Origin of the sequence: Mucilaginibacter sp. KACC 22773 (assembly GCF_028736215.1) — a bacterium.
Classification (GTDB): domain Bacteria; phylum Bacteroidota; class Bacteroidia; order Sphingobacteriales; family Sphingobacteriaceae; genus Mucilaginibacter.
Map to the genome: position 1 here is coordinate 2,861,254 of NZ_CP117883.1, position 22,380 is coordinate 2,883,633.

The window sequence follows — 22,380 nt, forward strand, 5'->3', positions numbered from 1 at the left end:
CGATATGCATGATCACACTACCAAACAGGCGAACCTGTTAAACAGCGAGTTTTTTATAAGCCTTGTACACCGGCTATCCAGGCGGCTACATCTAAAGGTTGAAGCGTTGCTTCGGCTGTTTTTAGTCATGGGAATTATATTTACCGTTAATCAGGCATACGGGCAAAAAGGTACGGTGAGCCCTAATGTGGTTCAGCCGACGGACCCACCCGGTGCCCCGGGCCCGATATCGGGCCCGATCCAGCTGCAGAGCGGTGCATCGTCGATTACGGCAACGTATACGACGACCTCAGCATCGGGGGCGACAGGCTATTCCTGGGTAGCGACGGACGATAACGTGATGATGTCGTCGTCAGGCTTAACGGGAACATTGACAGTACCGGCGAACTATGCCGGTAGTTTTACGATCAACTGTTACGCTTATAACTCTGTAGGGCAGACAGGTTCTACTTACCCGCTGGGTGTTATTGTTTACAGCCCGACGGTATCAGGCACAATTAGTCCTTCCAGCCAGGCAGCTAATTACAACAGCGCACCATCGACAGCGCTGACGGCAACAGCCGCAACAGGCAGCAACGGCAGTTTCACTTACCAGTGGCAAAGCTCCCCGGATAACAGTAACTGGTCAGTAGTGTCCGGCGCAACATCGTTGAGTTATTCGCCGCCGGCTTTGACGTCGACAACCTATTACAGGATCGTGTCGACCGGTTTCGGTTCATCGGCAACGAGCGGTTCGGTTATTGTCACTGTATACCCTCAGCTAACGGCCGGAACGATCAGCCCGGCGACGCAGGCGATTAACTACAATACACCAGCAAGCTTAACGGGGGGAGCAGCAACGGGCGGTAACGGTACTTATGCTTACCAGTGGCAAAGCTCACCGGACAATACGACGTTTACGAATATCAGCGGCGCAACAGGTACGGGTTATACGAGCGGTAACCTGACGGCAACGAAATATTACCGCAGGACGGTAACGAGTAATGGCCAACCGTTAAACAGCAACTCTGTGACGGTAACGGTGTACCCTCAGCTTGTAGCCGGAACGATCAGCCCGGCGACGCAGGCGATTAACTACAATACACCCGCAAGCTTAACAGGGGGAGCAGCAACGGGCGGCAACGGTACTTATGCTTACCAATGGCAAAGTTCACCGGACAATACGACATTTACGAATATCAGCGGCGCGACGGGTGTCAGCTATACGAGTGGTAGCCTGACGGCAACAACCTACTACCGCAGGACGGTAACGAGCAACGGCCAGCCGTTAAACAGCAACTCTGTGACGGTGACGGTATACCCTCAGCTTGTAGCCGGAACGATCAGCCCGGCGACGCAGGCGATTAACTACAATACACCAGCAAGCTTAACAGGGGGAGCAGCAACGGGTGGTAACGGTACTTATGCTTACCAGTGGCAAAGTTCACCGGACAATACGACGTTTACGAATATCAGCGGCGCAACAGGTGTCAGCTATACGAGCGGCAGCCTGACTACAACGACGTATTACCGCAGGACGGTAACGAGTAATGGCCAACCGTTAAACAGCAACTCTGTGACGGTAACGGTGTACCCTCAGCTTGTAGCCGGAACGATCAGCCCGGCGACGCAGGCGATTAACTACAATACACCCGCAAGCTTAACAGGGGGAGCAGCAACGGGCGGCAACGGTACTTATGCTTACCAATGGCAAAGTTCACCGGACAATACGACATTTACGAATATCAGCGGCGCGACGGGTGTCAGCTATACGAGTGGCAGCCTGACGGCAACAACCTACTACCGCAGAACTGTAACAAGCAACGGCCAGCCGTTAAACAGCAACTCTGTGACGGTAACGGTGTACCCGCAGCTAACGGCGGGAACGATCAGCCCGGCGACACAGTCGATCAGCTATAACGCAACAGCAACGCTAACTGGCATAGCAGCAACGGGCGGCAACGGTACTTATGCTTACCAGTGGCAGAGTTCCCCGGACAATACGACGTTTACGAATATCAGCGGCGCAACAGGTACGGGTTATACGAGCGGTACCCTGACGGCAACGAAATATTACCGCAGGGCGGTAACGAGCAACGGTGTGACGGTGAACAGTGCGTCAGCGACGGTGATGGTTAACCCGCAGTTAAGCGCAGTAATTTCGCCGGCCAGCCAGATGGTCATTCCGAATGCTGCAGCAGGCGTATTAACCTGTACGCCGTCTGGTGGAAATGGTACGTTCACGTACCAGTGGCAGATCTCGGCGGATAATATAACTTTTATCAATATCAATACGGCAACAGGCAGCAGCTACAATCCCGACGTACTTGTTTCGACCAAATACTTTCGGGTTTCGGTAACCAGCAATGGTGCAACAGTGAATAGTAATGTAGCTACGGTGACGATAACGGAATGTGTGGCGCTGGGATCAAGCCCGAGCGCAGATAAGAATTATATCACCATGTCTGTTCCCCGGACACAAATGCAGACATTCGGTACAGGTTACAGTACCTGCGATGTCAACCAAATTATCCAATACTTTGACGGGCTGGGCAGGCCGCTGCAAACGGTACAGGTCAAGGCAAGCCCCTCGAACAGGGATATCGTGGTGCCTAATGTCTACGATCCGTTTGGGCGGGAGGCGGCAAAATACCTTCCATATGTGGCAACAGCGGCAAATAGTAACGGCAGTTACAAGAGCACTGCAATTGCGGACCAGGCCTCGTTTTACAATACGCCGGGCGGTGGTACCTGGAATGCGCCTGGCGTAACCCAGATTCCGGTAAGCGGGAGTATCACGCCGTCCTTTGCACAAACTGCGTTCGAGGCTTCGCCACTGAACCGGGTAACAGAACAAGGGTCTGCTGGTGCAGCCTGGCAGCCGACAGATGGCATATCAGGCCACACGTCAAAGATAGTATACACGGCAAATGACCTGGTAGCTTTCCCTGCAACGACCAGCGGGGATGACGGCAGCCGTAAAGCTGCCTATTATACGGTCAGCAGTACCGGGGCACTTACACGGGGTACGCCTGCATTTTATGATGCCGGAACATTGTTTGTAACGATCAGCAAAGATGAGAACTGGCAGAGTACCAACGGTTGCTTCGGCACGGTAGAGGAATACAAGGATAAGACAGGCCATGTGGTATTGAAGCGTACCTATAACCTGAAAACGGTGAATGCGGTGACGTCAGCAGAAATGCTGTCGACGTATTATGTATACGATGACCTGGGTAACCTGGCCTTCGTGCTTCCGCCGCTGGCTGGCGGAGACATGTTAAGCGGCGTACCTGCGGCCGGTGTGCTGAACAACCTTTGTTACCAGTATAAGTACGATCAGCGGAACAGGATGATCCAGAAGAAGATACCGGGCAAAGGCTGGGAATACATGGTTTACAACAGGCTTGACCAGGTGGTGCTGAGCCAGGACGCGGTGCAGCGGACAAGCAACCAGTGGACGGTGATGAAGTATGACGGCCTTGGCCGGGTGATCATAACAGGTTTGTGGACGGATGTATCCGCATATCCGCAAGCTACGTTGCAGGCTAATATCTACGGTGCATCCCAATGGGATGTGAGGAACACCGCTGATGCAACGACCGGTTATACGATCAGCAGTTATCCATCCATCACCACTTACCTGGGCATCAATTATTACGATGATTACACCTTTAGTAATATTACAGGTTTGCCCCCGGCCTTTACCACGGCCCCGGCAGGGGCGATAGCGCTGCCCAAAGGTTCAGTAACCGCCATTAAGCAATACGTTTTAGGGGCCACTTACGGCCTTTGGTCGGTAACCTATTATGATAGCTTCGGTAGGGTACTGCAAACATACAAGCAGCACAACCTTGGCGGGGGTAGCCCGAATACGGGTAATTATGATGTGGTGACTAATCATTATGATTTTACGAACGCATTAACATCAAGTACACGGAAGCACTATACCACGGCGGGGCTGGCGGTCACCATAACCAATACGTATGTATATGATCACCTGGGCCGTAAAAAGCAAACCTATGAGCAGATCAACAGTGAAGCTAATGTCCTGTTGTCGCAGCAGGCCTATAACGAACTTGGCCAGCTGTGGACGAAAAAGCAGGGCAGCGAAGACCTCGGCGGCTACTTTTTGCAAAAGACCGGTTACGCTTATAACGAGCGGGGCTGGCTGAGCAAGATCAACGACCCTGCGACCGCGCCGACAGCACAGTCGATGTTCGCGATGCAGCTGGGCTATAACAGCGGCTCATCGCCGCAGTACAACGGCAATATATCCAGCCAGCAATGGTACACTTATCAGCAACCCTCATCACAAACATTCAGTTATACCTACGATGCCATGAACCGGGTGATCTCGGGAGTATCAGGGCCGATGTCGGAAAGCGGTATCAGCTATGACCAGGGGGGGAATATCCAGGCATTAAAACGTGATGCCAATACAGCCTACGGTTATACCTATATTGCAGGGACTAACCAGCTGCAATCCGTAAGCGGGCTGACCAGCGTGAACTATGCCTATGATCCTAACAGCGGTAATGTGACAACAGATGGCCGCACCGGGGCGACGCTCACTTATAACCTGCTGAACCTGCCTTCTACCGTAGTTAAAACAGGTACCGGGGCTTTCAATATCGCCTATACCTATGATGCGGCAGGGGACAAGCTCCGAAAGGTAAGCGGAACAACGACGACGGATTACATATCGGGCATCCAGTATGATAACCTGAGCGGGACGCACGGACTCGATTTTATCCAGACGGAAGAGGGGCGGGCCTCGAAACGGACGGACGGCACCTACCGTTATGAATATGACCTGGCCGACCATTTGGGCAATACCCGCGTGACGTTCTACAAGGACCCAGTTACGCTGAAAGCAGTGTTATTGCAGGCGGATGATTACTATCCGTTCGGCATGCGTTCTGCTGCAGGAACTCCGGGAACGAATCATTATCTTTACAATAAAAAGGAATTGCAGGACGAGACAGGTCAGTACGATTATGGTGCAAGGTTCTATGATCCGGCTATTGCTAGATGGACAACGATGGATGCCTTAACTGAGAAATATTACCCATTATCGCCTTATAACTATGTCACAAATTCCCCCATTAAAATTACCGATCCTGATGGTAATGATTGGTTTAGGGGTAGTGATGGAGGGATAATTTGGAACAATTCCAAAGATAAAGCCTTTACTCAAGACAATATGATCTACTCCAACATCGGAAGTACGTTAACTATTACAACAACAAGCTATATTAATACTCCAAATGATTTACCATTACCTGAAGAGGTATCTGGAGCTGCGGCCGGCGATAAGTTAACAACGAGTATTTCAATAACAGGGAATTACAAAGAAGACGGCAGCTTCTCAAACTTCACGGTCGATTATAGGAGAACGGTCGGGGCGACTTTTAATGCGCCCGGCCTCGACGGTGTTAATACGCCCGGACAATTAAATACTCAACAAGGATCAGGATATTTGGCCGGGTCATCTAGCGGCGAATATTCCCTGATGATATTCGCTCACGTTACAACCCCTCCCATCGAAACAGCAGGATTAAAGGTAATTGGCAAAAATGTGGACGTGAATCAGGAATTTGTAATATCATTTGGCCAGAAAAGAAACTTAAATATCGATCTTATGCACGGGACTTATCCTTCGGTGAGTATGAATGTAGCAGGAGTAAATTGGTATCGCTATCAACAGGATTCTTTTATTCGAAGTCATGCGACAAGGTTTTGGTCTGTCACTTCATTGCAGTCTTCTAATCCGAGTCTTCAACCTTTTCTTATCAGGATGGCTCAAAGAGAAATGCGGGCAATTGATGATTATCAAAGGATAAATGAACGATATAAGGAAACCAATAAAATAGGTAATACACCAGGTTCTGTTATTTTAAATGATAAATGATAATGAAAAAAATGACAATTGTGATCTTTTTGGCATTAGCCTATTTTAGTAATTGTAATTCTGTTTCAAGTGTTAAAACTGTGAACATTTTTATAGACTCCCATAAAAGTGGGTGGTATTTTATCAGATTAACAAAAGACTCTACATCGAAGAGTGATGGGATAGGAACTATTAAATTTAGTGACTCATCAAGGATGGGTTATATTCGTATTAAAGATATAAATAATACAAAATTTATTCCATACGATTATCATGGGAACATATTGTCCGAGAGGCTAAAACTCACGGGAGTTATGACGGCTTCGCCCGATGGAGTTTTTTTTGAATTTTACAATCCTACAGAAGAAGAATTAAAAAATATAGATAAATGGGATGCTTCAAATGACCGAGCATTTAAAATTAGGACGAATGAAAAAATAGAATTTGATAAGCAGAGAAGAAAGTTTTGAAAGGGCTTTCCTCAGTTCCTCGCACTTGAATGGAGAGTTGGCCTATGACTGAAGCATTTGAATATCAAGAATTTTGGTAAATAGCTTTTTGGGGAGAGATTGCATCCGAATGAACTTTTTAAATCGAATCTAAATTAATTCAAAATAAACCGAGCTGTATCTGAAAATGAATTACATGAAGATGGTTGTCACTATACAGTTTCATTGGTTACCCTATCGATAGTCAGCCTCTGATCGATATGGGGAGTTAGTTGAACGACACGATGGAAAGGATTTAAAAATTAACAAAATCCATTTTCTGAATAATTAGGAAGTGACTTTTCAAATTTCGTTGGAGGTCGGTCATGTTTTGAAGATATAACAAGAGATGGCAAAATGCAACAAGGGGATGAAATATCAGTAGTTGGAGGAGTTGGTTATGGTTTCGATAAAGCAATAAATGAAGTAGAAAGGGTTGCGCCTCAATATGTTGCTACAGATGATAATCTGCATACAGGGACGGTCGAACCCGGTGTTACCGTTATTAATATATCAGGTATTAAAGACAACTGAAACATACGAGGTACGAGGTGCCGATATAGCGAATCTGTTCTTGAAAATTTACAAGCCGCGTTTACTTTGCGGGATACTAACTTGCTCAATGAAACATTGGTAAAAACGCTGCTCTGCTGCTGTTTTACGCTGTAAATTGTTTTGTGTCAGCGCGATGGGTCGGGTAACAAAAAAAAACAGGAACGGGCATTATATAAAACGCCGAGTGTATATAACCGAAAGTAATAAATGATAGTAGATTAATGTTTTGTTGCCGTGCAATAGTTTAATCAGCTAGGATGGCAACCTACCGGAAGCTAAATACAGGTGTATTGAAAAAAATATTATAAATGCATTTGATTTTTCATTTTGAAATGATACTTTTAAGGAACTTAAACAATCACAACAAAATGAAGAAAAATACCGCCCAAACACTGTCCTTTATAAAGTATCAAGCTTCTAATTTCAGAAAGTCAACGGTCGCCGACAACGTAATTATTCTTTTCCTTTAAGAGTTTTCAATTGTGCTGGTTTGATTTGTTGATTAAAAATTAGATTTCGAAAACGAACGATGTCTATTTTCAATCATTGCCACGCCCACAGCTTACCCACCTGTAATTAATTGCACAGGAATTGACTAATTAATAAGAACCAACAAAAGTAGCTCGAATTGAGATCCGGCTTCGGCGGAAGCATATTCACTTGGATCTGTCTAATTGAAATTAAATTTTAATAATAAAAAACCATATAACTCAAAAATGAATTCAAAAGCAAACTTCTGTCTTTTATTTCTATTTTTTTTTCTGTCTCGGTTTGAGGTAGCAAATGCTCAGCTTTCTTTTACAAATGTGATCCCCCCGCCCCCGGAAGCGGCGGCATTAGAAAAATTTATCGATCAGCCGGTAGACCTCTATAGGGGCATTCCTGAAATTAGTGTTCCCATATGGAATATTAAGCAACGGGATATTTCCTTGCCTATTTCATTAAACTATCATGCAGGCGGAATTAAGGTTGAAGAAACGCCTTCATGGGTTGGTGCAAGCTGGGCTCTAATGGCAGGAGGTCAAATAACACGAACAGTAAAAGGATCTCCGGACGATGCGACCTCAGGATTCGCAAGCACGAACAATATCATACCCATTTGTCCCAATGATTATACCTATGATACCTATTACAGTGCGGAAGGTGGCAGTCCCGATTGGGAACCTGATGTTTTTAGCTATTCATGTCCTGCCGGATCAGGAAAGTTTGTACTCGATCAAAGCGGGAACGTCCACCAGATGCCTCAAACCAATCTTAAAATTACAGTGAATAGGGTAAGTGGGCGATTCGACAATTGGACTATTACTGATCCACGTGGAGTTGTATACGAATATAAGATATTCGACCAGGCTTTCAGCTCATTGCCAAGTCCAGGGGGTAATTATTGTACCAGTTGGTATCTGACAGCTATCAAGTCCGCTACGGGCAATACTGCGGATAATATAACATTAAGTTATCAATCTTACACAACCGAAAATCAGCAATTTATTTCTGAAACAGTAAGCGATGTGGTCAGCTGGAACTCCTTTTCAAATATAACCATCACACAAAGCCAGGCAATGAGACTTTCGCAAATTAACTTTTCAGGCGGATCGATCAGCTTCGTGCCTGGGGCCTTTAGGCACGATCTCAAAGGAAGTCAAATACTTAGTAGCATCCAAATAAAGGACACCAATAATAACCTAATTAAAGGATTTAATTTAAGCTATAACTATTTTGGAGATGGCAGCATGGTCGAATTTAGTAGTCTGACACCAGCGACCGCAACAACTACTGCAAACACGACGCTTAGGCTGTCACTTAAAAGTATTCAGGAAGTTGACAATAGTAGCCAGGCTAAACCGCCATACCTGTTCACATATGAAAATGGTGTTTGGTTACCCGACAGACTGACTTCCAAAGCAATCGACCACTGGGGCTATTACAACGGGAAGAGTTCCAATACTACGCTTATTCCCCGGTATCAAAATGGATTTGTCAATGGAGTGCCGTCTTTTACGAATGGTGCTGACAGGAATCCTGATGAAAATTATGCGAAGGCGGGTGTGCTTATCAAGATAACTTATCCAACGGGTGGATATACAAATTTTATTTACGAGGGTAACAGAATAAACATATCTTACAACCAACTGGACTTTACTCCCCAATATCTCAATTATGCAGCGGCAGTATCGCCGTGCAATGTATCACCGGAGGTCAACTTTAGCGTAAATAACTATTCGGCCAATGGTGTAACCTTCAAAATAAATTTCCAGGGTTACGCTCCTCCTGGCACGCCTCCAACCTGTTCGGGCAATGCCGTGCCTATTTCGGCATCAAATCCTCAAACCAATTTATTCTTTAAAATATTTAAAACGACCGATCTTCAGAATCCTGTTTATTCTTCCTCAGGGCAGATAATTGTTGATGGTACAACCAAAAGCGGGTCTGATAATGTTGGGTTGCCTAATGGCAATTATATCCTTCGTATCTGCAAGTACACATCAACCAGTCAGGCACTGGCGAGTGATGCAACCACAACAGGAAGTTACAGTTTTACCATGTCTGGTATTCAATATATGAACCCGGGATACAAATCGGCAGGTGGTATCAGGGTAAAGGAAACGATTATAAACGACCCCGTTGCCGGTAATACCATTGATAAAAATTATGAATACCTGGATTCGTTTTCTAATTCTTCAGGTACGCTGAACACAATTCCAAAGTATGATTACCAGATGATTTATAATCATGGCGCACCGGACATCGTAACCACAAGAACTGCTGTTTCAAGGATAGCAGGGGACGACGATGGCGTAGCTTATAGTAAGGTCACCGTATACAATGGCCAGAACACTCAGACCCATGAATTAGGGACCGGAGGAAAAACTGAGTTTTTGTACTCGGTGCCGGTTGATTACATATCATCTTATGCGGCCGCTTCCGGTAGCCCCGTATATGGTTTGGGTTATCTTGATTTTTTAGGGGTCAATTCGAGTACGCCGAGTTGCTATAAGGATGACTACGTAAATAATACCATCCCGATCAATGAATCTTCCGGAGTCAGTTTTCCGTTTGTGCCGACAGTTTCTCAATCGTGGAGACGTGGCTCCTTATTGCAACAACTTACCTACAGCAAGGTCAGTGGGAGTTATATCTTGATAAGAAGCCTGACCAATGCTTACAAAGATGATTATTATGGAAGCAATTCGGCAATAAATCATAGTACTGACGTCCTAGGGGCCAGAGTCGCAACTTATAACAAAGACTCAAACTCCTCAACGGTCTGGAAGGGTATACAATATTACTATTATCCGTCCCGCTTGAACAAGTTAATTGAGACGGATGAAATCCAGTTTGACGCGAACGGGCTGAAGCCGGTAACGACGACAACGAGTTATGTTTACGGTAACTTAGAGCATCAGTTGGTAACACAAAAAACGATGTTAACCAGTTCGGGTGATAATTTTATTTCGGTATACAAATATCCCTCGGACTTTTCGTCGCAACAACCATATACGGACATGTACACCAGGCATATCTGGGGGCCTGTTGTAGAGCAGTTGAATTATAAAAACTCGTTATCCAATTTCCTGAACTCTGTCAAGACAGATTACGCGGCCTGGGGAACTGTTATTGCGCCCAACGTTGTCAGCTCGAAAACAGGGATTAATGCATATGAACCAAGACTGCATTACTACACGTACGACAATCAGGGGAACGAGGTTGAAACCGGGAAGGACCTGGGGCCAAGAACCTGTTATATATGGAGTTATGCGGGCCGATATCCTATAGCGAAAGTTGAAAACGCTGTTTACAGCGACATCGTTTCCGCCCTGGGGGGAGTAACCGCTGTTGAAAACTTCAAGAATAACATTTTACCAACAGATGCGCAGGTTAAAAGCTTTTTAACACCTTTAATGGCCAGTAGTACTTACCAGGTAAGTACATTTACCTGCAATCCTATTTTGGGTATTACCAGCAGTACCGACGCCAAGGGACTGGTTACCTATTATGAGTATGACAGCTTTCAGCGATTGTTGAACATCAAAGACAAAGACGGTAATATTATTAAGCACATGGATTACCATTACGCCAATAACTAGAGTAAGTTCCTGAACAAAGTACCAAAACGACCTTTTTCTATTATCACGATATGCATGATCACACTACCAAACAGGCGAACCTGTTAAACAGCGAGTTTTTTATAAGCCTTGTACACCGGCTATCCAGGCGGCTACATCTAAAGGTTGAAGCGTTGCTTCGGCTGTTTTTAGTCATGGGAATTATATTTACCGTTAATCAGGCATACGGGCAAAAAGGTACGGTGAGCCCTAATGTGGTTCAGCCGACGGACCCACCCGGTGCCCCGGGCCCGATATCGGGCCCGATCCAGCTGCAGAGCGGTGCATCGTCGATTACGGCAACGTATACGACGACCTCAGCATCGGGGGCGACAGGCTATTCCTGGGTAGCGACGGACGATAACGTGATGATGTCGTCGTCAGGCTTAACGGGAACATTGACAGTACCGGCGAACTATGCCGGTAGTTTTACGATCAACTGTTACGCTTATAACTCTGTAGGGCAGACAGGTTCTACTTACCCGCTGGGTGTTATTGTTTACAGCCCGACGGTATCAGGCACAATTAGTCCTTCCAGCCAGGCAGCTAATTACAACAGCGCACCATCGACAGCGCTGACGGCAACAGCCGCAACAGGCAGCAACGGCAGTTTCACTTACCAGTGGCAAAGCTCCCCGGATAACAGTAACTGGTCAGTAGTGTCCGGCGCAACATCGTTGAGTTATTCGCCGCCGGCTTTGACGTCGACAACCTATTACAGGATCGTGTCGACCGGTTTCGGTTCATCGGCAACGAGCGGTTCGGTTATTGTCACTGTATACCCTCAGCTAACGGCCGGAACGATCAGCCCGGCGACGCAGGCGATTAACTACAATACACCAGCAAGCTTAACGGGGGGAGCAGCAACGGGCGGTAACGGTACTTATGCTTACCAGTGGCAAAGCTCACCGGACAATACGACGTTTACGAATATCAGCGGCGCAACAGGTACGGGTTATACGAGCGGTAACCTGACGGCAACGAAATATTACCGCAGGACGGTAACGAGTAATGGCCAACCGTTAAACAGCAACTCTGTGACGGTAACGGTGTACCCTCAGCTTGTAGCCGGAACGATCAGCCCGGCGACGCAGGCGATTAACTACAATACACCCGCAAGCTTAACAGGGGGAGCAGCAACGGGCGGCAACGGTACTTATGCTTACCAATGGCAAAGTTCACCGGACAATACGACATTTACGAATATCAGCGGCGCGACGGGTGTCAGCTATACGAGTGGTAGCCTGACGGCAACAACCTACTACCGCAGGACGGTAACGAGCAACGGCCAGCCGTTAAACAGCAACTCTGTGACGGTGACGGTATACCCTCAGCTTGTAGCCGGAACGATCAGCCCGGCGACGCAGGCGATTAACTACAATACACCAGCAAGCTTAACAGGGGGAGCAGCAACGGGTGGTAACGGTACTTATGCTTACCAGTGGCAAAGTTCACCGGACAATACGACGTTTACGAATATCAGCGGCGCAACAGGTGTCAGCTATACGAGCGGCAGCCTGACTACAACGACGTATTACCGCAGGACGGTAACGAGTAATGGCCAACCGTTAAACAGCAACTCTGTGACGGTAACGGTGTACCCTCAGCTTGTAGCCGGAACGATCAGCCCGGCGACGCAGGCGATTAACTACAATACACCCGCAAGCTTAACAGGGGGAGCAGCAACGGGCGGCAACGGTACTTATGCTTACCAATGGCAAAGTTCACCGGACAATACGACATTTACGAATATCAGCGGCGCAACAGGTACGGGTTATACGAGCGGTACCCTGACGGCAACGAAATATTACCGCAGGGCGGTAACGAGCAACGGTGTGACGGTGAACAGTGCGTCAGCGACGGTGATGGTTAACCCGCAGTTAAGCGCAGTAATTTCGCCGGCCAGCCAGATGGTCATTCCGAATGCTGCAGCAGGCGTATTAACCTGTACGCCGTCTGGTGGAAATGGTACGTTCACGTACCAGTGGCAGATCTCGGCGGATAATATAACTTTTATCAATATCAATACGGCAACAGGCAGCAGCTACAATCCCGACGTACTTGTTTCGACCAAATACTTTCGGGTTTCGGTAACCAGCAATGGTGCAACAGTGAATAGTAATGTAGCTACGGTGACGATAACGGAATGTGTGGCGCTGGGATCAAGCCCGAGCGCAGATAAGAATTATATCACCATGTCTGTTCCCCGGACACAAATGCAGACATTCGGTACAGGTTACAGTACCTGCGATGTCAACCAAATTATCCAATACTTTGACGGGCTGGGCAGGCCGCTGCAAACGGTACAGGTCAAGGCAAGCCCCTCGAACAGGGATATCGTGGTGCCTAATGTCTACGATCCGTTTGGGCGGGAGGCGGCAAAATACCTTCCATATGTGGCAACAGCGGCAAATAGTAACGGCAGTTACAAGAGCACTGCAATTGCGGACCAGGCCTCGTTTTACAATACGCCGGGCGGTGGTACCTGGAATGCGCCTGGCGTAACCCAGATTCCGGTAAGCGGGAGTATCACGCCGTCCTTTGCACAAACTGCGTTCGAGGCTTCGCCACTGAACCGGGTAACAGAACAAGGGTCTGCTGGTGCAGCCTGGCAGCCGACAGATGGCATATCAGGCCACACGTCAAAGATAGTATACACGGCAAATGACCTGGTAGCTTTCCCTGCAACGACCAGCGGGGATGACGGCAGCCGTAAAGCTGCCTATTATACGGTCAGCAGTACCGGGGCACTTACACGGGGTACGCCTGCATTTTATGATGCCGGAACATTGTTTGTAACGATCAGCAAAGATGAGAACTGGCAGAGTACCAACGGTTGCTTCGGCACGGTAGAGGAATACAAGGATAAGACAGGCCATGTGGTATTGAAGCGTACCTATAACCTGAAAACGGTGAATGCGGTGACGTCAGCAGAAATGCTGTCGACGTATTATGTATACGATGACCTGGGTAACCTGGCCTTCGTGCTTCCGCCGCTGGCTGGCGGAGACATGTTAAGCGGCGTACCTGCGGCCGGTGTGCTGAACAACCTTTGTTACCAGTATAAGTACGATCAGCGGAACAGGATGATCCAGAAGAAGATACCGGGCAAAGGCTGGGAATACATGGTTTACAACAGGCTTGACCAGGTGGTGCTGAGCCAGGACGCGGTGCAGCGGACAAGCAACCAGTGGACGGTGATGAAGTATGACGGCCTTGGCCGGGTGATCATAACAGGTTTGTGGACGGATGTATCCGCATATCCGCAAGCTACGTTGCAGGCTAATATCTACGGTGCATCCCAATGGGATGTGAGGAACACCGCTGATGCAACGACCGGTTATACGATCAGCAGTTATCCATCCATCACCACTTACCTGGGCATCAATTATTACGATGATTACACCTTTAGTAATATTACAGGTTTGCCCCCGGCCTTTACCACGGCCCCGGCAGGGGCGATAGCGCTGCCCAAAGGTTCAGTAACCGCCATTAAGCAATACGTTTTAGGGGCCACTTACGGCCTTTGGTCGGTAACCTATTATGATAGCTTCGGTAGGGTACTGCAAACATACAAGCAGCACAACCTTGGCGGGGGTAGCCCGAATACGGGTAATTATGATGTGGTGACTAATCATTATGATTTTACGAACGCATTAACATCAAGTACACGGAAGCACTATACCACGGCGGGGCTGGCGGTCACCATAACCAATACGTATGTATATGATCACCTGGGCCGTAAAAAGCAAACCTATGAGCAGATCAACAGTGAAGCTAATGTCCTGTTGTCGCAGCAGGCCTATAACGAACTTGGCCAGCTGTGGACGAAAAAGCAGGGCAGCGAAGACCTCGGCGGCTACTTTTTGCAAAAGACCGGTTACGCTTATAACGAGCGGGGCTGGCTGAGCAAGATCAACGACCCTGCGACCGCGCCGACAGCACAGTCGATGTTCGCGATGCAGCTGGGCTATAACAGCGGCTCATCGCCGCAGTACAACGGCAATATATCCAGCCAGCAATGGTACACTTATCAGCAACCCTCATCACAAACATTCAGTTATACCTACGATGCCATGAACCGGGTGATCTCGGGAGTATCAGGGCCGATGTCGGAAAGCGGTATCAGCTATGACCAGGGGGGGAATATCCAGGCATTAAAACGTGATGCCAATACAGCCTACGGTTATACCTATATTGCAGGGACTAACCAGCTGCAATCCGTAAGCGGGCTGACCAGCGTGAACTATGCCTATGATCCTAACAGCGGTAATGTGACAACAGATGGCCGCACCGGGGCGACGCTCACTTATAACCTGCTGAACCTGCCTTCTACCGTAGTTAAAACAGGTACCGGGGCTTTCAATATCGCCTATACCTATGATGCGGCAGGGGACAAGCTCCGAAAGGTAAGCGGAACAACGACGACGGATTACATATCGGGCATCCAGTATGATAACCTGAGCGGGACGCACGGACTCGATTTTATCCAGACGGAAGAGGGGCGGGCCTCGAAACGGACGGACGGCACCTACCGTTATGAATATGACCTGGCCGACCATTTGGGCAATACCCGCGTGACGTTCTACAAGGACCCAGTTACGCTGAAAGCAGTGTTATTGCAGGCGGATGATTACTATCCGTTCGGCATGCGTTCTGCTGCAGGAACTCCGGGAACGAATCATTATCTTTACAATAAAAAGGAATTGCAGGACGAGACAGGTCAGTACGATTATGGTGCAAGGTTCTATGATCCGGCTATTGCTAGGTTTGGTACGATGGATGCCTATGCTGAAAAATATTCTTCAATGACTCCCTACCAATACGGGGCTCTTAATCCTATCTCACATATTGATATGAATGGTGATTCGGTATGGACCACAACTTCTACAAGAACTGATAAAAATGGAAATACATACACAATCAATACAACTCATATTACAGGAAAAGTTATTGATGTAACGGAACAGGGAGGTGCGGATGCAGTGGCATCCGGTTTAAATTCAATGTTAAATAATTCTTCCAGTTCAGAAGTTACCAACAATGCCGACGGAACAGTAAAAACCGTAATTTATACAATTGATGCCCAATTTAGTGTTGCTCATTCTGTAGATGATATAGGGAAAACTGATAACGTTGTTGCAATTGTCGATAAGGTTAACGGCTTATCGTCAGATGGCGTAACACCTGCTGCGGGTATTACAAATCGACCTTTTGAAAGACTTTCTTATATTGAAAATCAGGGAAGATCACAAACTAATATTGACGCAGCTTATCATGAGGTAGGTCACCAATTCGGATTTATAGATCATTTCGAAGGAAATAAAAGTGACCCGATGGACTATAATGGAGGAATGTATAAAGGGAATAAATTTACTAGCTTTGAAATGAAATCTATTTACTTAAACTATACCCTATACAATTTGAATCATGGCTTTAACAGGGCTATAATAACTAACCGACAAAATAACGGAGTAACAAATAGCACTACAACGAATAACCGTCCTTATAGAGGCGACAGGAAATACGGAATGCATATTTTAATGCCAATAATAAATAACCAATAGTTTAAGCTATGAAGAAGATATATATCATGGTTGGTTTAGTTTTATTTATAGGGTGTCATTCTGCTGGCAAAAAAAAAATGGTTTCACTTCTAATGGATGCATCGGGTACGTTAAATATAAAATTATGTCATTTAAATGTGTTGATAAATGATAAAAAAATATCTGATACTATTATTAATGTTAACGATTTGCATACTGATTTCCCTAAATTAATTACTCGTTTCTCGATTGATTCCAACGAAAGAAATCTTTTAACAATAAGAATTAATTCAAAAACGGCAAGTGTTGATTTAAACAAAATTCATTTAAAAAACATAAGAATTCATATAATTTATGACGATCTAACCATAATTCAAAATAAAGTTAGGATTGCAGATAGTATAGCAATGGCGCATAAGAGAACGTTGGACATAAGAAAGCTTGCAGATAGTTTAAGAAATGTAATTCCCATTCATAATTTGGATACTCTAATTCTGGATGTTGAGCATAATTAAATTCCCAGTTGTCCTATCGTGACGGTTTACCCGCAGCGGGCAACCGTCACGATCACGCCTGCGACACAGTCTATCAGCTATAACGCAATAGCAACTTTTACGGGAACAGCAGCGAAAGGCGGCAATGGAACTATGCTTACCATTGGCAGGGCTCCCCGAACGATATGACGTTTACGAATGGCAAATGACCTGGTAGCTTTTCCTGCAACGACCAGCGCGGGATGACGGCGGCCGTAAAGTTACCCATTATACGGTCAGCAGAACCGGGGTGCTTACACGGGGCACGCCTGCATTTTATGATGCCGGAACATAGTTTGCAACGATCAGCAAAGATGAGAACTGGCAGAGTACCAACGGTTGCTTCGCACGGTAGAGGAGAATACAAGGATAAGACAGGGCATGTGAAATTGAAGCGTACCTATAAGCTCAAAACAGTGGGCCGTGTCCAGCTCACTTTATTTTAACTGACCCTCGGGCGTTCAGTATCGGCTGGAAGAAATCTAATTCAAAAGTTTCTCTGAATTTAAAGTTAAGATTTCAGAAATTATCGTCTTGATTAACACTTACCCGCACTTGGGTAAATCGTGTGTTTTTAATGGCTTTTCCCATCATAATTTTTTATTTCCCCCTGTAACCTTTTTCTCATACTTGAACTTATGGCACAATAGTGAGGAATCGCTAAAAGATTATGTCCCAACCAATTTTCACCGCACTGAAAAAAAGACCAATACGCTGGTCTGCTAAAGTTATTTACACGTATTTGTATCGGATTCCTTGACGATGCCACTAAAAGCTATCCATTTATTTTGCCCGAAACATTCGGAGGTACCTTATTGCGCCAGCGTCAACCAATGGAACTAATAGAATGGTGACATAAAAGTGAATATAGAGTAGCGGAATTTAGCATTACAATTATCAAGGCTACCGGGGAACAGATTTTTATTGGCATAAGTTAAAAAATCTACATCTCAATATATTGCAAAAGCAGTGGGTGTTTTGGCGGGCTAGGCAAAATAAAGTCCCCTAAGCGCTCGCCGCCGGGGACTTAAACCTAAACCTTATCACAATGCAGGCGGGTGCCTGCTTGAGGTGTAATAATATTAAATTATCGTGAATTATTAATGAATGTTTTTTTTACAACTTAAAAATAGCTTGAAACCGGTGAGTTTTTAAATGTATAACTTTTATGAGGTGTAAAATATTCATACAATGACTGGTAGACCCAAAGCATTCCGACGACCGTAATTTATTTTTAATAAAGATGGCAAGCCTGGCGTAAACAGCATAAGAAAGACAAAACCAGCTATGTTTTCAGCAGAATACTGGCATTTTGGTAAAAATAGCACGTTTAAAATGATAAATCGAACGCAAGATTAGTAGCGGTAAACAAGGACGCAAAGCGGCGAAGTTTAATTAGTGTAGGAGAGAGATGTTATACCCTTAAAAGAGCGAAACATTTGTTCTGCCCCTTTCAAATTCCTCATCTGTTTCCTTTTTTATTTTCCCGTAAACAGGCCCAGGTTCGCTAAAATGAAGTGACCTGCTTTGTAAATCCATCAAATAGGTCTGCTGGTTAACAGTAGGCGTCCATGCGAGAGAAAACACGTTGATCTTTGCAGCTGGAAAAGCTTTTAGAATAGCGCTGATTATAGCGCAGGAAGTTACACCGGTGGTAACGACATCATCAAGGATGAGCACTTTACGACGGTTGAGATTAGTGACATTTTTTTTTACCTCATAAACATCGGCCAGCATCTTTTGGCGGTTAGTCAGATTCAGTGATTTAATAGGCTTGGTGGCCTTTCTTTTATGCAGGATTTGCGGCAAATAATAACAACCAAAAGTTGCTGCGAGGCTGTTACCCAAACGGTCCAGCGGCTTTTCAGCCGGATTATCAGCCTCCAATTCATTACTGCCAAGTGCGCGGATAATTACCAAATCCCGGCTCATCTGGTGCAACAGGAGATTATTGATGCTTTCTGAAATAAACGTCCGGATTGTGCGCTCCTTATTGTTTTTAAATTCCAAAACCTGTTTACGGTCATTATCCCAAAACGATGGGGCAGAGAAATAATAACATAAATGGTACAATTGAAAGTTGATCTTGTCCTGGTACCGTAATTTACGCTGCATCAGTTGCATAGCCAGGCTGTTTAATGCTCAAATGAAACAATAATCATAAAATGAATTATCGGGTTCATTGTTTTCCCTGAGCTAAATAATGGATTTCTGAACTTAATATTCGGTGTCATATTGGATAGAACTGACCTTTGTCTGCCGCGCTAACGGTACATATAAACCGTAAAATCTTCCGGGCTATAATCTGTTCTCAGTTGCACATTCGGACAAATTGTACCGCAGAAGTTTATGATCTGTTGGGGTTCATAGGATGCCAGGAGACCGTTTGGGATAATTTGTCTGAGTAGGTTAAAGCCGAGGCCACTTTTCGAGCTCTGGTACAATTTGTTGATCGCATGATAAATAAAATCAGGGTCGCTGTAATAATAGTTTAATGATCCGCTGACAAGCACATAATCCGATAACGGCAATTCATCATTGATAAAGTCAGCCTGCAGAAAATGGACATGAGATAATTCACCATACCGGGATTGCGCTTCTTTCATTAATTCAGGTATTTGTTTTACGCCGGTATAGGTAATCCCTTCGTAAAGTGGTACCAGGTAAGCAAGCAGGTCGCCATGTCCGCAGCCTGCGTCTAATATGGAGCAACCCCCGAAATCGGCCATTTCAGACAATATGCTGAAACGCAATAACTGGCTATCGAGGTCTGTCCAGCCAAGAGCCCCATGACTTTTATTGCCATGCCAGGCTATCACGCTGCGGTGATAATTGAAGATGGCGGAATTGTCATTATCGGACATAGATGCAAATTTATTTAAGCCAAATTGAACATTAATTTTGATGATGCCGATGATAAGTTCTTGTTGAAAGTCCTCATCAACGGTGACGAAAATTCCGGTAGTATCCGGATTGTATTGAAAAACCTGGCAATTGTAAGTATAAAAAAAATAGAATTATTTGATTTGAATCAAATTACTAATGGAAAATTGCTTCGTAATTTGTGGTAAAACCATCACCTATGAAAACAAAAATAACAATGACCGTAATTTTGATCATGCTGGTTTCAGCATGTCAAAAAGACCGGCATTTACCGGCTGTTAATTCCGGAAAAACAACCAGCACAGCTGCATTAACTTTAGAGGAGATCAAAACCTGGTATCATTCCGATACGACAAACACGTTGGAATGGAAAACGGCCAGGCAGGTAGTACGGAACAAAAATCTTTACTGGCTTGTTGACCTGGCCGGCCGTCCTGTTTACAACCAGTTGAAGTTGGGATACAGGCGTGTCGCATTTTTCAGGGATACTACCGGGGCTATTAACCAGCATATGCTCGAAATAATCCCGGATGCTTTTTACCTGCAGCAAAAGCAAAAAGTAACAGAAGCGGACTTTACCGGCAAAATTTTCACTTTTGACAGCAGCTATCGCTTACTTTCCGGATATATTTATTCGGGTGGAAAAGCGATTGGTTTAATCAAGCCGCAACCTTCAAATAGTTCCGGGAATACTTTACATACCAATTACGTCCAGGTGATCACTACCTGCCAGTGGGTAGATGATAACTACATAGACAGCGAAGGGAATGTGGTAGTTTATTCAGAAAAAATTCGTCAAAATGAAATTATAGATGACGGGTCATCAGGCATATTAACTGGCGGGGGCGGTGACGGATCGGGCCCGGGAACAGCAGCAGCAGGTTCAGGCGGTGGCAGCTCTTCCGGTGCGGGCGCGGCACCCGCTGCATCCAATCTGCCGGGTGAAAATAATCCCAAGGTAAACCCTAAAAACCTGATGATTTGTTTTGATAATATTCCGGATAACGGCGCTAAATTGACCATAACTGTTTATGTACAAGAACCTTGGCCTGGCACGACCTTTAACATTGGTCCAAACTCGGTAGGACATACAGCTATCGGACTTACAAAATCAAATGGAAACCAGTCAATTACTCAGGTTGTAGGATTTTATCCTGACGCAAGCGGAAAGGATAAATCACACGCGCCATCGAAAATTGTCAATAATGGGGGCGATTTGAACTATAATGCAAGCATAAGTTATAGTGTAACTGCCGATCAGTTTAAAAAAATTGCGACATATATTTCAAATCCACCGTCCACCTACGATATAATAACGATGAATTGCACGACTTTTGTAAATAATGCTGTTCAACAGGGCGGGATTGTTTTACCCAATGCATCAACGACTGCCGGATACGATTCGGATGGAAATGAATATAAGACAATGGCACCCTCTACATTAGGATATAACATAGAAAAGTTAGATGGTAAACCGAATGTAAACGCAAAAGGAGGTACTACCCCAAACAGTAAAGGATCATGTGACCCAACAATCTAATTATTATGAAGACGAAAATTATTATTGTAATACTCTGCATTGTGTTTATAGGCAACTTGCCATTTTTTACCTTTTTTTTACAGGAAGATTTCACATATTCAAATATCGATGGGTCATTTACCTATAACGAGGAAGGTGGAAAGGGAAAGTCGTTTTTAGGATGTCAACGACTTTATGGGTATTTTCTTTGTCAACACCCGGAGAAAGACCAGGGCGACAATAAACTGTATCGAACCTTTACCATCAAACCCTGGCGATTCTGGGAGTGGGGAGAAATGATCTTCCACAATGAAAGGTTTAAACTACCCTATAAAGAGCCTGAAAAATAATTTTTGGTAAATATTACTATCGCTCAAAAAATTTATGCAAAAAAGGGGAACCAACCAGTTCCCCTTTTTATTTGGCATCGTATTATCTGTTATGCCAAATTCCTATAAAGAACGAGGGTTGTACAGATGAATAAAGGGCCGGTTGATATGTTAAATTGGCACCTGATTTTTCCGGACTAACCTAACCTGCTTTATTTAGGTATGTGCTGGGTGGCAATAGTACGTCTATGGAGACATTGAGTGCTTTAGCAAGCTCAACCATGGTACTTAACCTCGGGTCTCCTCTGCCTTTCTCAATTTCTCTGATTTGCGAAGTGGTGATCCCTGAAATAGCCCACAAATTCTCCTGTGATATTCCCTTGGATTTACGCTCGTCGCGCAACCTGATACCTATTATCTTATTTGCCTCAACATTTCGGTTGGCCATTTCAACCCCGAAAATGAAATATTAAAGTTTGAATTATACGCCGATATATCGGCGATATTTAATATTTTAGCCTAAGAAAATAAAAAAATTACCCGCAAGGAACA

11 protein-coding genes are annotated in these 22,380 nt (G+C 45.3%); 8 read left to right on the top strand and 3 right to left on the bottom strand.

Translation table 11 applies throughout. The features are described from left to right. Positions 1-4: 4 nt before the first annotated feature. From PQ469_RS12070 to PQ469_RS12095, 6 genes are all read left to right on the top strand, one after another. Positions 5-5,893, top strand: a complete 5,889-nt coding sequence (locus PQ469_RS12070; RefSeq protein WP_274213187.1) for a DUF8696 domain-containing protein — start codon at positions 5-7, stop codon at positions 5,891-5,893. 2 nt (positions 5,894-5,895) lie between these two features. Beyond that, complete coding sequence (locus tag PQ469_RS12075; protein ID WP_274213188.1) at positions 5,896-6,342, top strand: hypothetical protein; 447 nt, start codon at positions 5,896-5,898, stop codon at positions 6,340-6,342. Between the two features lie 375 nt (positions 6,343-6,717). Beyond that, complete coding sequence (locus PQ469_RS12080) at positions 6,718-6,894, top strand: hypothetical protein (protein ID WP_274213189.1); 177 nt, start codon at positions 6,718-6,720, stop codon at positions 6,892-6,894. An 827-nt stretch (positions 6,895-7,721) separates the two neighbouring features. Beyond that, positions 7,722-11,000, top strand: coding sequence for an RHS repeat domain-containing protein (locus PQ469_RS12085; protein WP_274213190.1), 3,279 nt, complete (start codon positions 7,722-7,724; stop codon positions 10,998-11,000). Between the two features lie 50 nt (positions 11,001-11,050). Beyond that, a complete protein-coding gene (locus PQ469_RS12090; RefSeq protein ID WP_274213191.1) occupies positions 11,051-16,585 on the top strand; it encodes a DUF8696 domain-containing protein in 5,535 nt (1,844 codons plus the stop codon). An 8-nt stretch (positions 16,586-16,593) separates the two neighbouring features. Then, on the top strand, positions 16,594-17,079 hold the full coding sequence (locus PQ469_RS12095) for a hypothetical protein (protein WP_274213192.1): 486 nt from the start codon (positions 16,594-16,596) through the stop codon (positions 17,077-17,079). 1,440 nt (positions 17,080-18,519) lie between these two features. Here the strand turns inward: PQ469_RS12095 and PQ469_RS12100 are convergent. Both PQ469_RS12100 and PQ469_RS12105 read right to left on the bottom strand, forming a co-directional pair. Beyond that, the gene (locus PQ469_RS12100; RefSeq protein ID WP_274213193.1) at positions 18,520-19,107 is read right to left on the bottom strand and encodes a ComF family protein; all 588 of its coding nucleotides are present in this window, start codon (positions 19,105-19,107) and stop codon (positions 18,520-18,522) included. 254 nt (positions 19,108-19,361) lie between these two features. Continuing rightward, positions 19,362-19,961: a class I SAM-dependent methyltransferase gene (locus PQ469_RS12105; RefSeq protein WP_274213194.1), complete on the bottom strand. Its 600-nt coding sequence runs from the start codon at positions 19,959-19,961 to the stop codon at positions 19,362-19,364. A 218-nt stretch (positions 19,962-20,179) separates the two neighbouring features. On the opposite strand from PQ469_RS12105, the gene PQ469_RS12110 reads away from it, so the two are divergent. Then, the gene (locus PQ469_RS12110; protein ID WP_274213195.1) at positions 20,180-21,520 is read left to right on the top strand and encodes a hypothetical protein; all 1,341 of its coding nucleotides are present in this window, start codon (positions 20,180-20,182) and stop codon (positions 21,518-21,520) included. A gap of 5 nt (positions 21,521-21,525) precedes the next feature. Next, positions 21,526-21,849 carry a hypothetical protein gene (locus PQ469_RS12115; protein WP_274213196.1) on the top strand — a complete coding sequence of 108 codons (324 nt, stop codon included), beginning with the start codon at positions 21,526-21,528 and terminating at the stop codon, positions 21,847-21,849. A 181-nt stretch (positions 21,850-22,030) separates the two neighbouring features. Here PQ469_RS12115 and PQ469_RS31385 read toward each other — a convergent pair whose 3' ends face one another. Continuing rightward, entirely contained in the window at positions 22,031-22,276 is a 246-nt protein-coding gene (locus PQ469_RS31385) for a helix-turn-helix domain-containing protein (protein ID WP_147051838.1), read from the bottom strand. Positions 22,277-22,380 lie beyond the last annotated feature (104 nt).

Excerpts from the sequence above, each read along its gene's own strand:
- PQ469_RS12095 (WP_274213192.1), top strand. The coding sequence starts at position 16,594 with ATGAAGAAGATATATATCATGGTTGGTTTAGTTTTATTTATAGGGTGT.
- PQ469_RS12075 (WP_274213188.1), top strand. The coding sequence starts at position 5,896 with ATGAAAAAAATGACAATTGTGATCTTTTTGGCATTAGCCTATTTTAGT.
- PQ469_RS12070 (WP_274213187.1), top strand. The coding sequence starts at position 5 with ATGCATGATCACACTACCAAACAGGCGAACCTGTTAAACAGCGAGTTT.
- PQ469_RS12110 (WP_274213195.1), top strand. The coding sequence starts at position 20,180 with ATGAAAACAAAAATAACAATGACCGTAATTTTGATCATGCTGGTTTCA.
- PQ469_RS12080 (WP_274213189.1), top strand. The coding sequence starts at position 6,718 with ATGCAACAAGGGGATGAAATATCAGTAGTTGGAGGAGTTGGTTATGGT.
- PQ469_RS12105 (WP_274213194.1), bottom strand. The coding sequence starts at position 19,961 with ATGTCCGATAATGACAATTCCGCCATCTTCAATTATCACCGCAGCGTG.
- PQ469_RS12090 (WP_274213191.1), top strand. The coding sequence starts at position 11,051 with ATGCATGATCACACTACCAAACAGGCGAACCTGTTAAACAGCGAGTTT.
- PQ469_RS31385 (WP_147051838.1), bottom strand. The coding sequence starts at position 22,276 with ATGGCCAACCGAAATGTTGAGGCAAATAAGATAATAGGTATCAGGTTG.
- PQ469_RS12115 (WP_274213196.1), top strand. The coding sequence starts at position 21,526 with ATGAAGACGAAAATTATTATTGTAATACTCTGCATTGTGTTTATAGGC.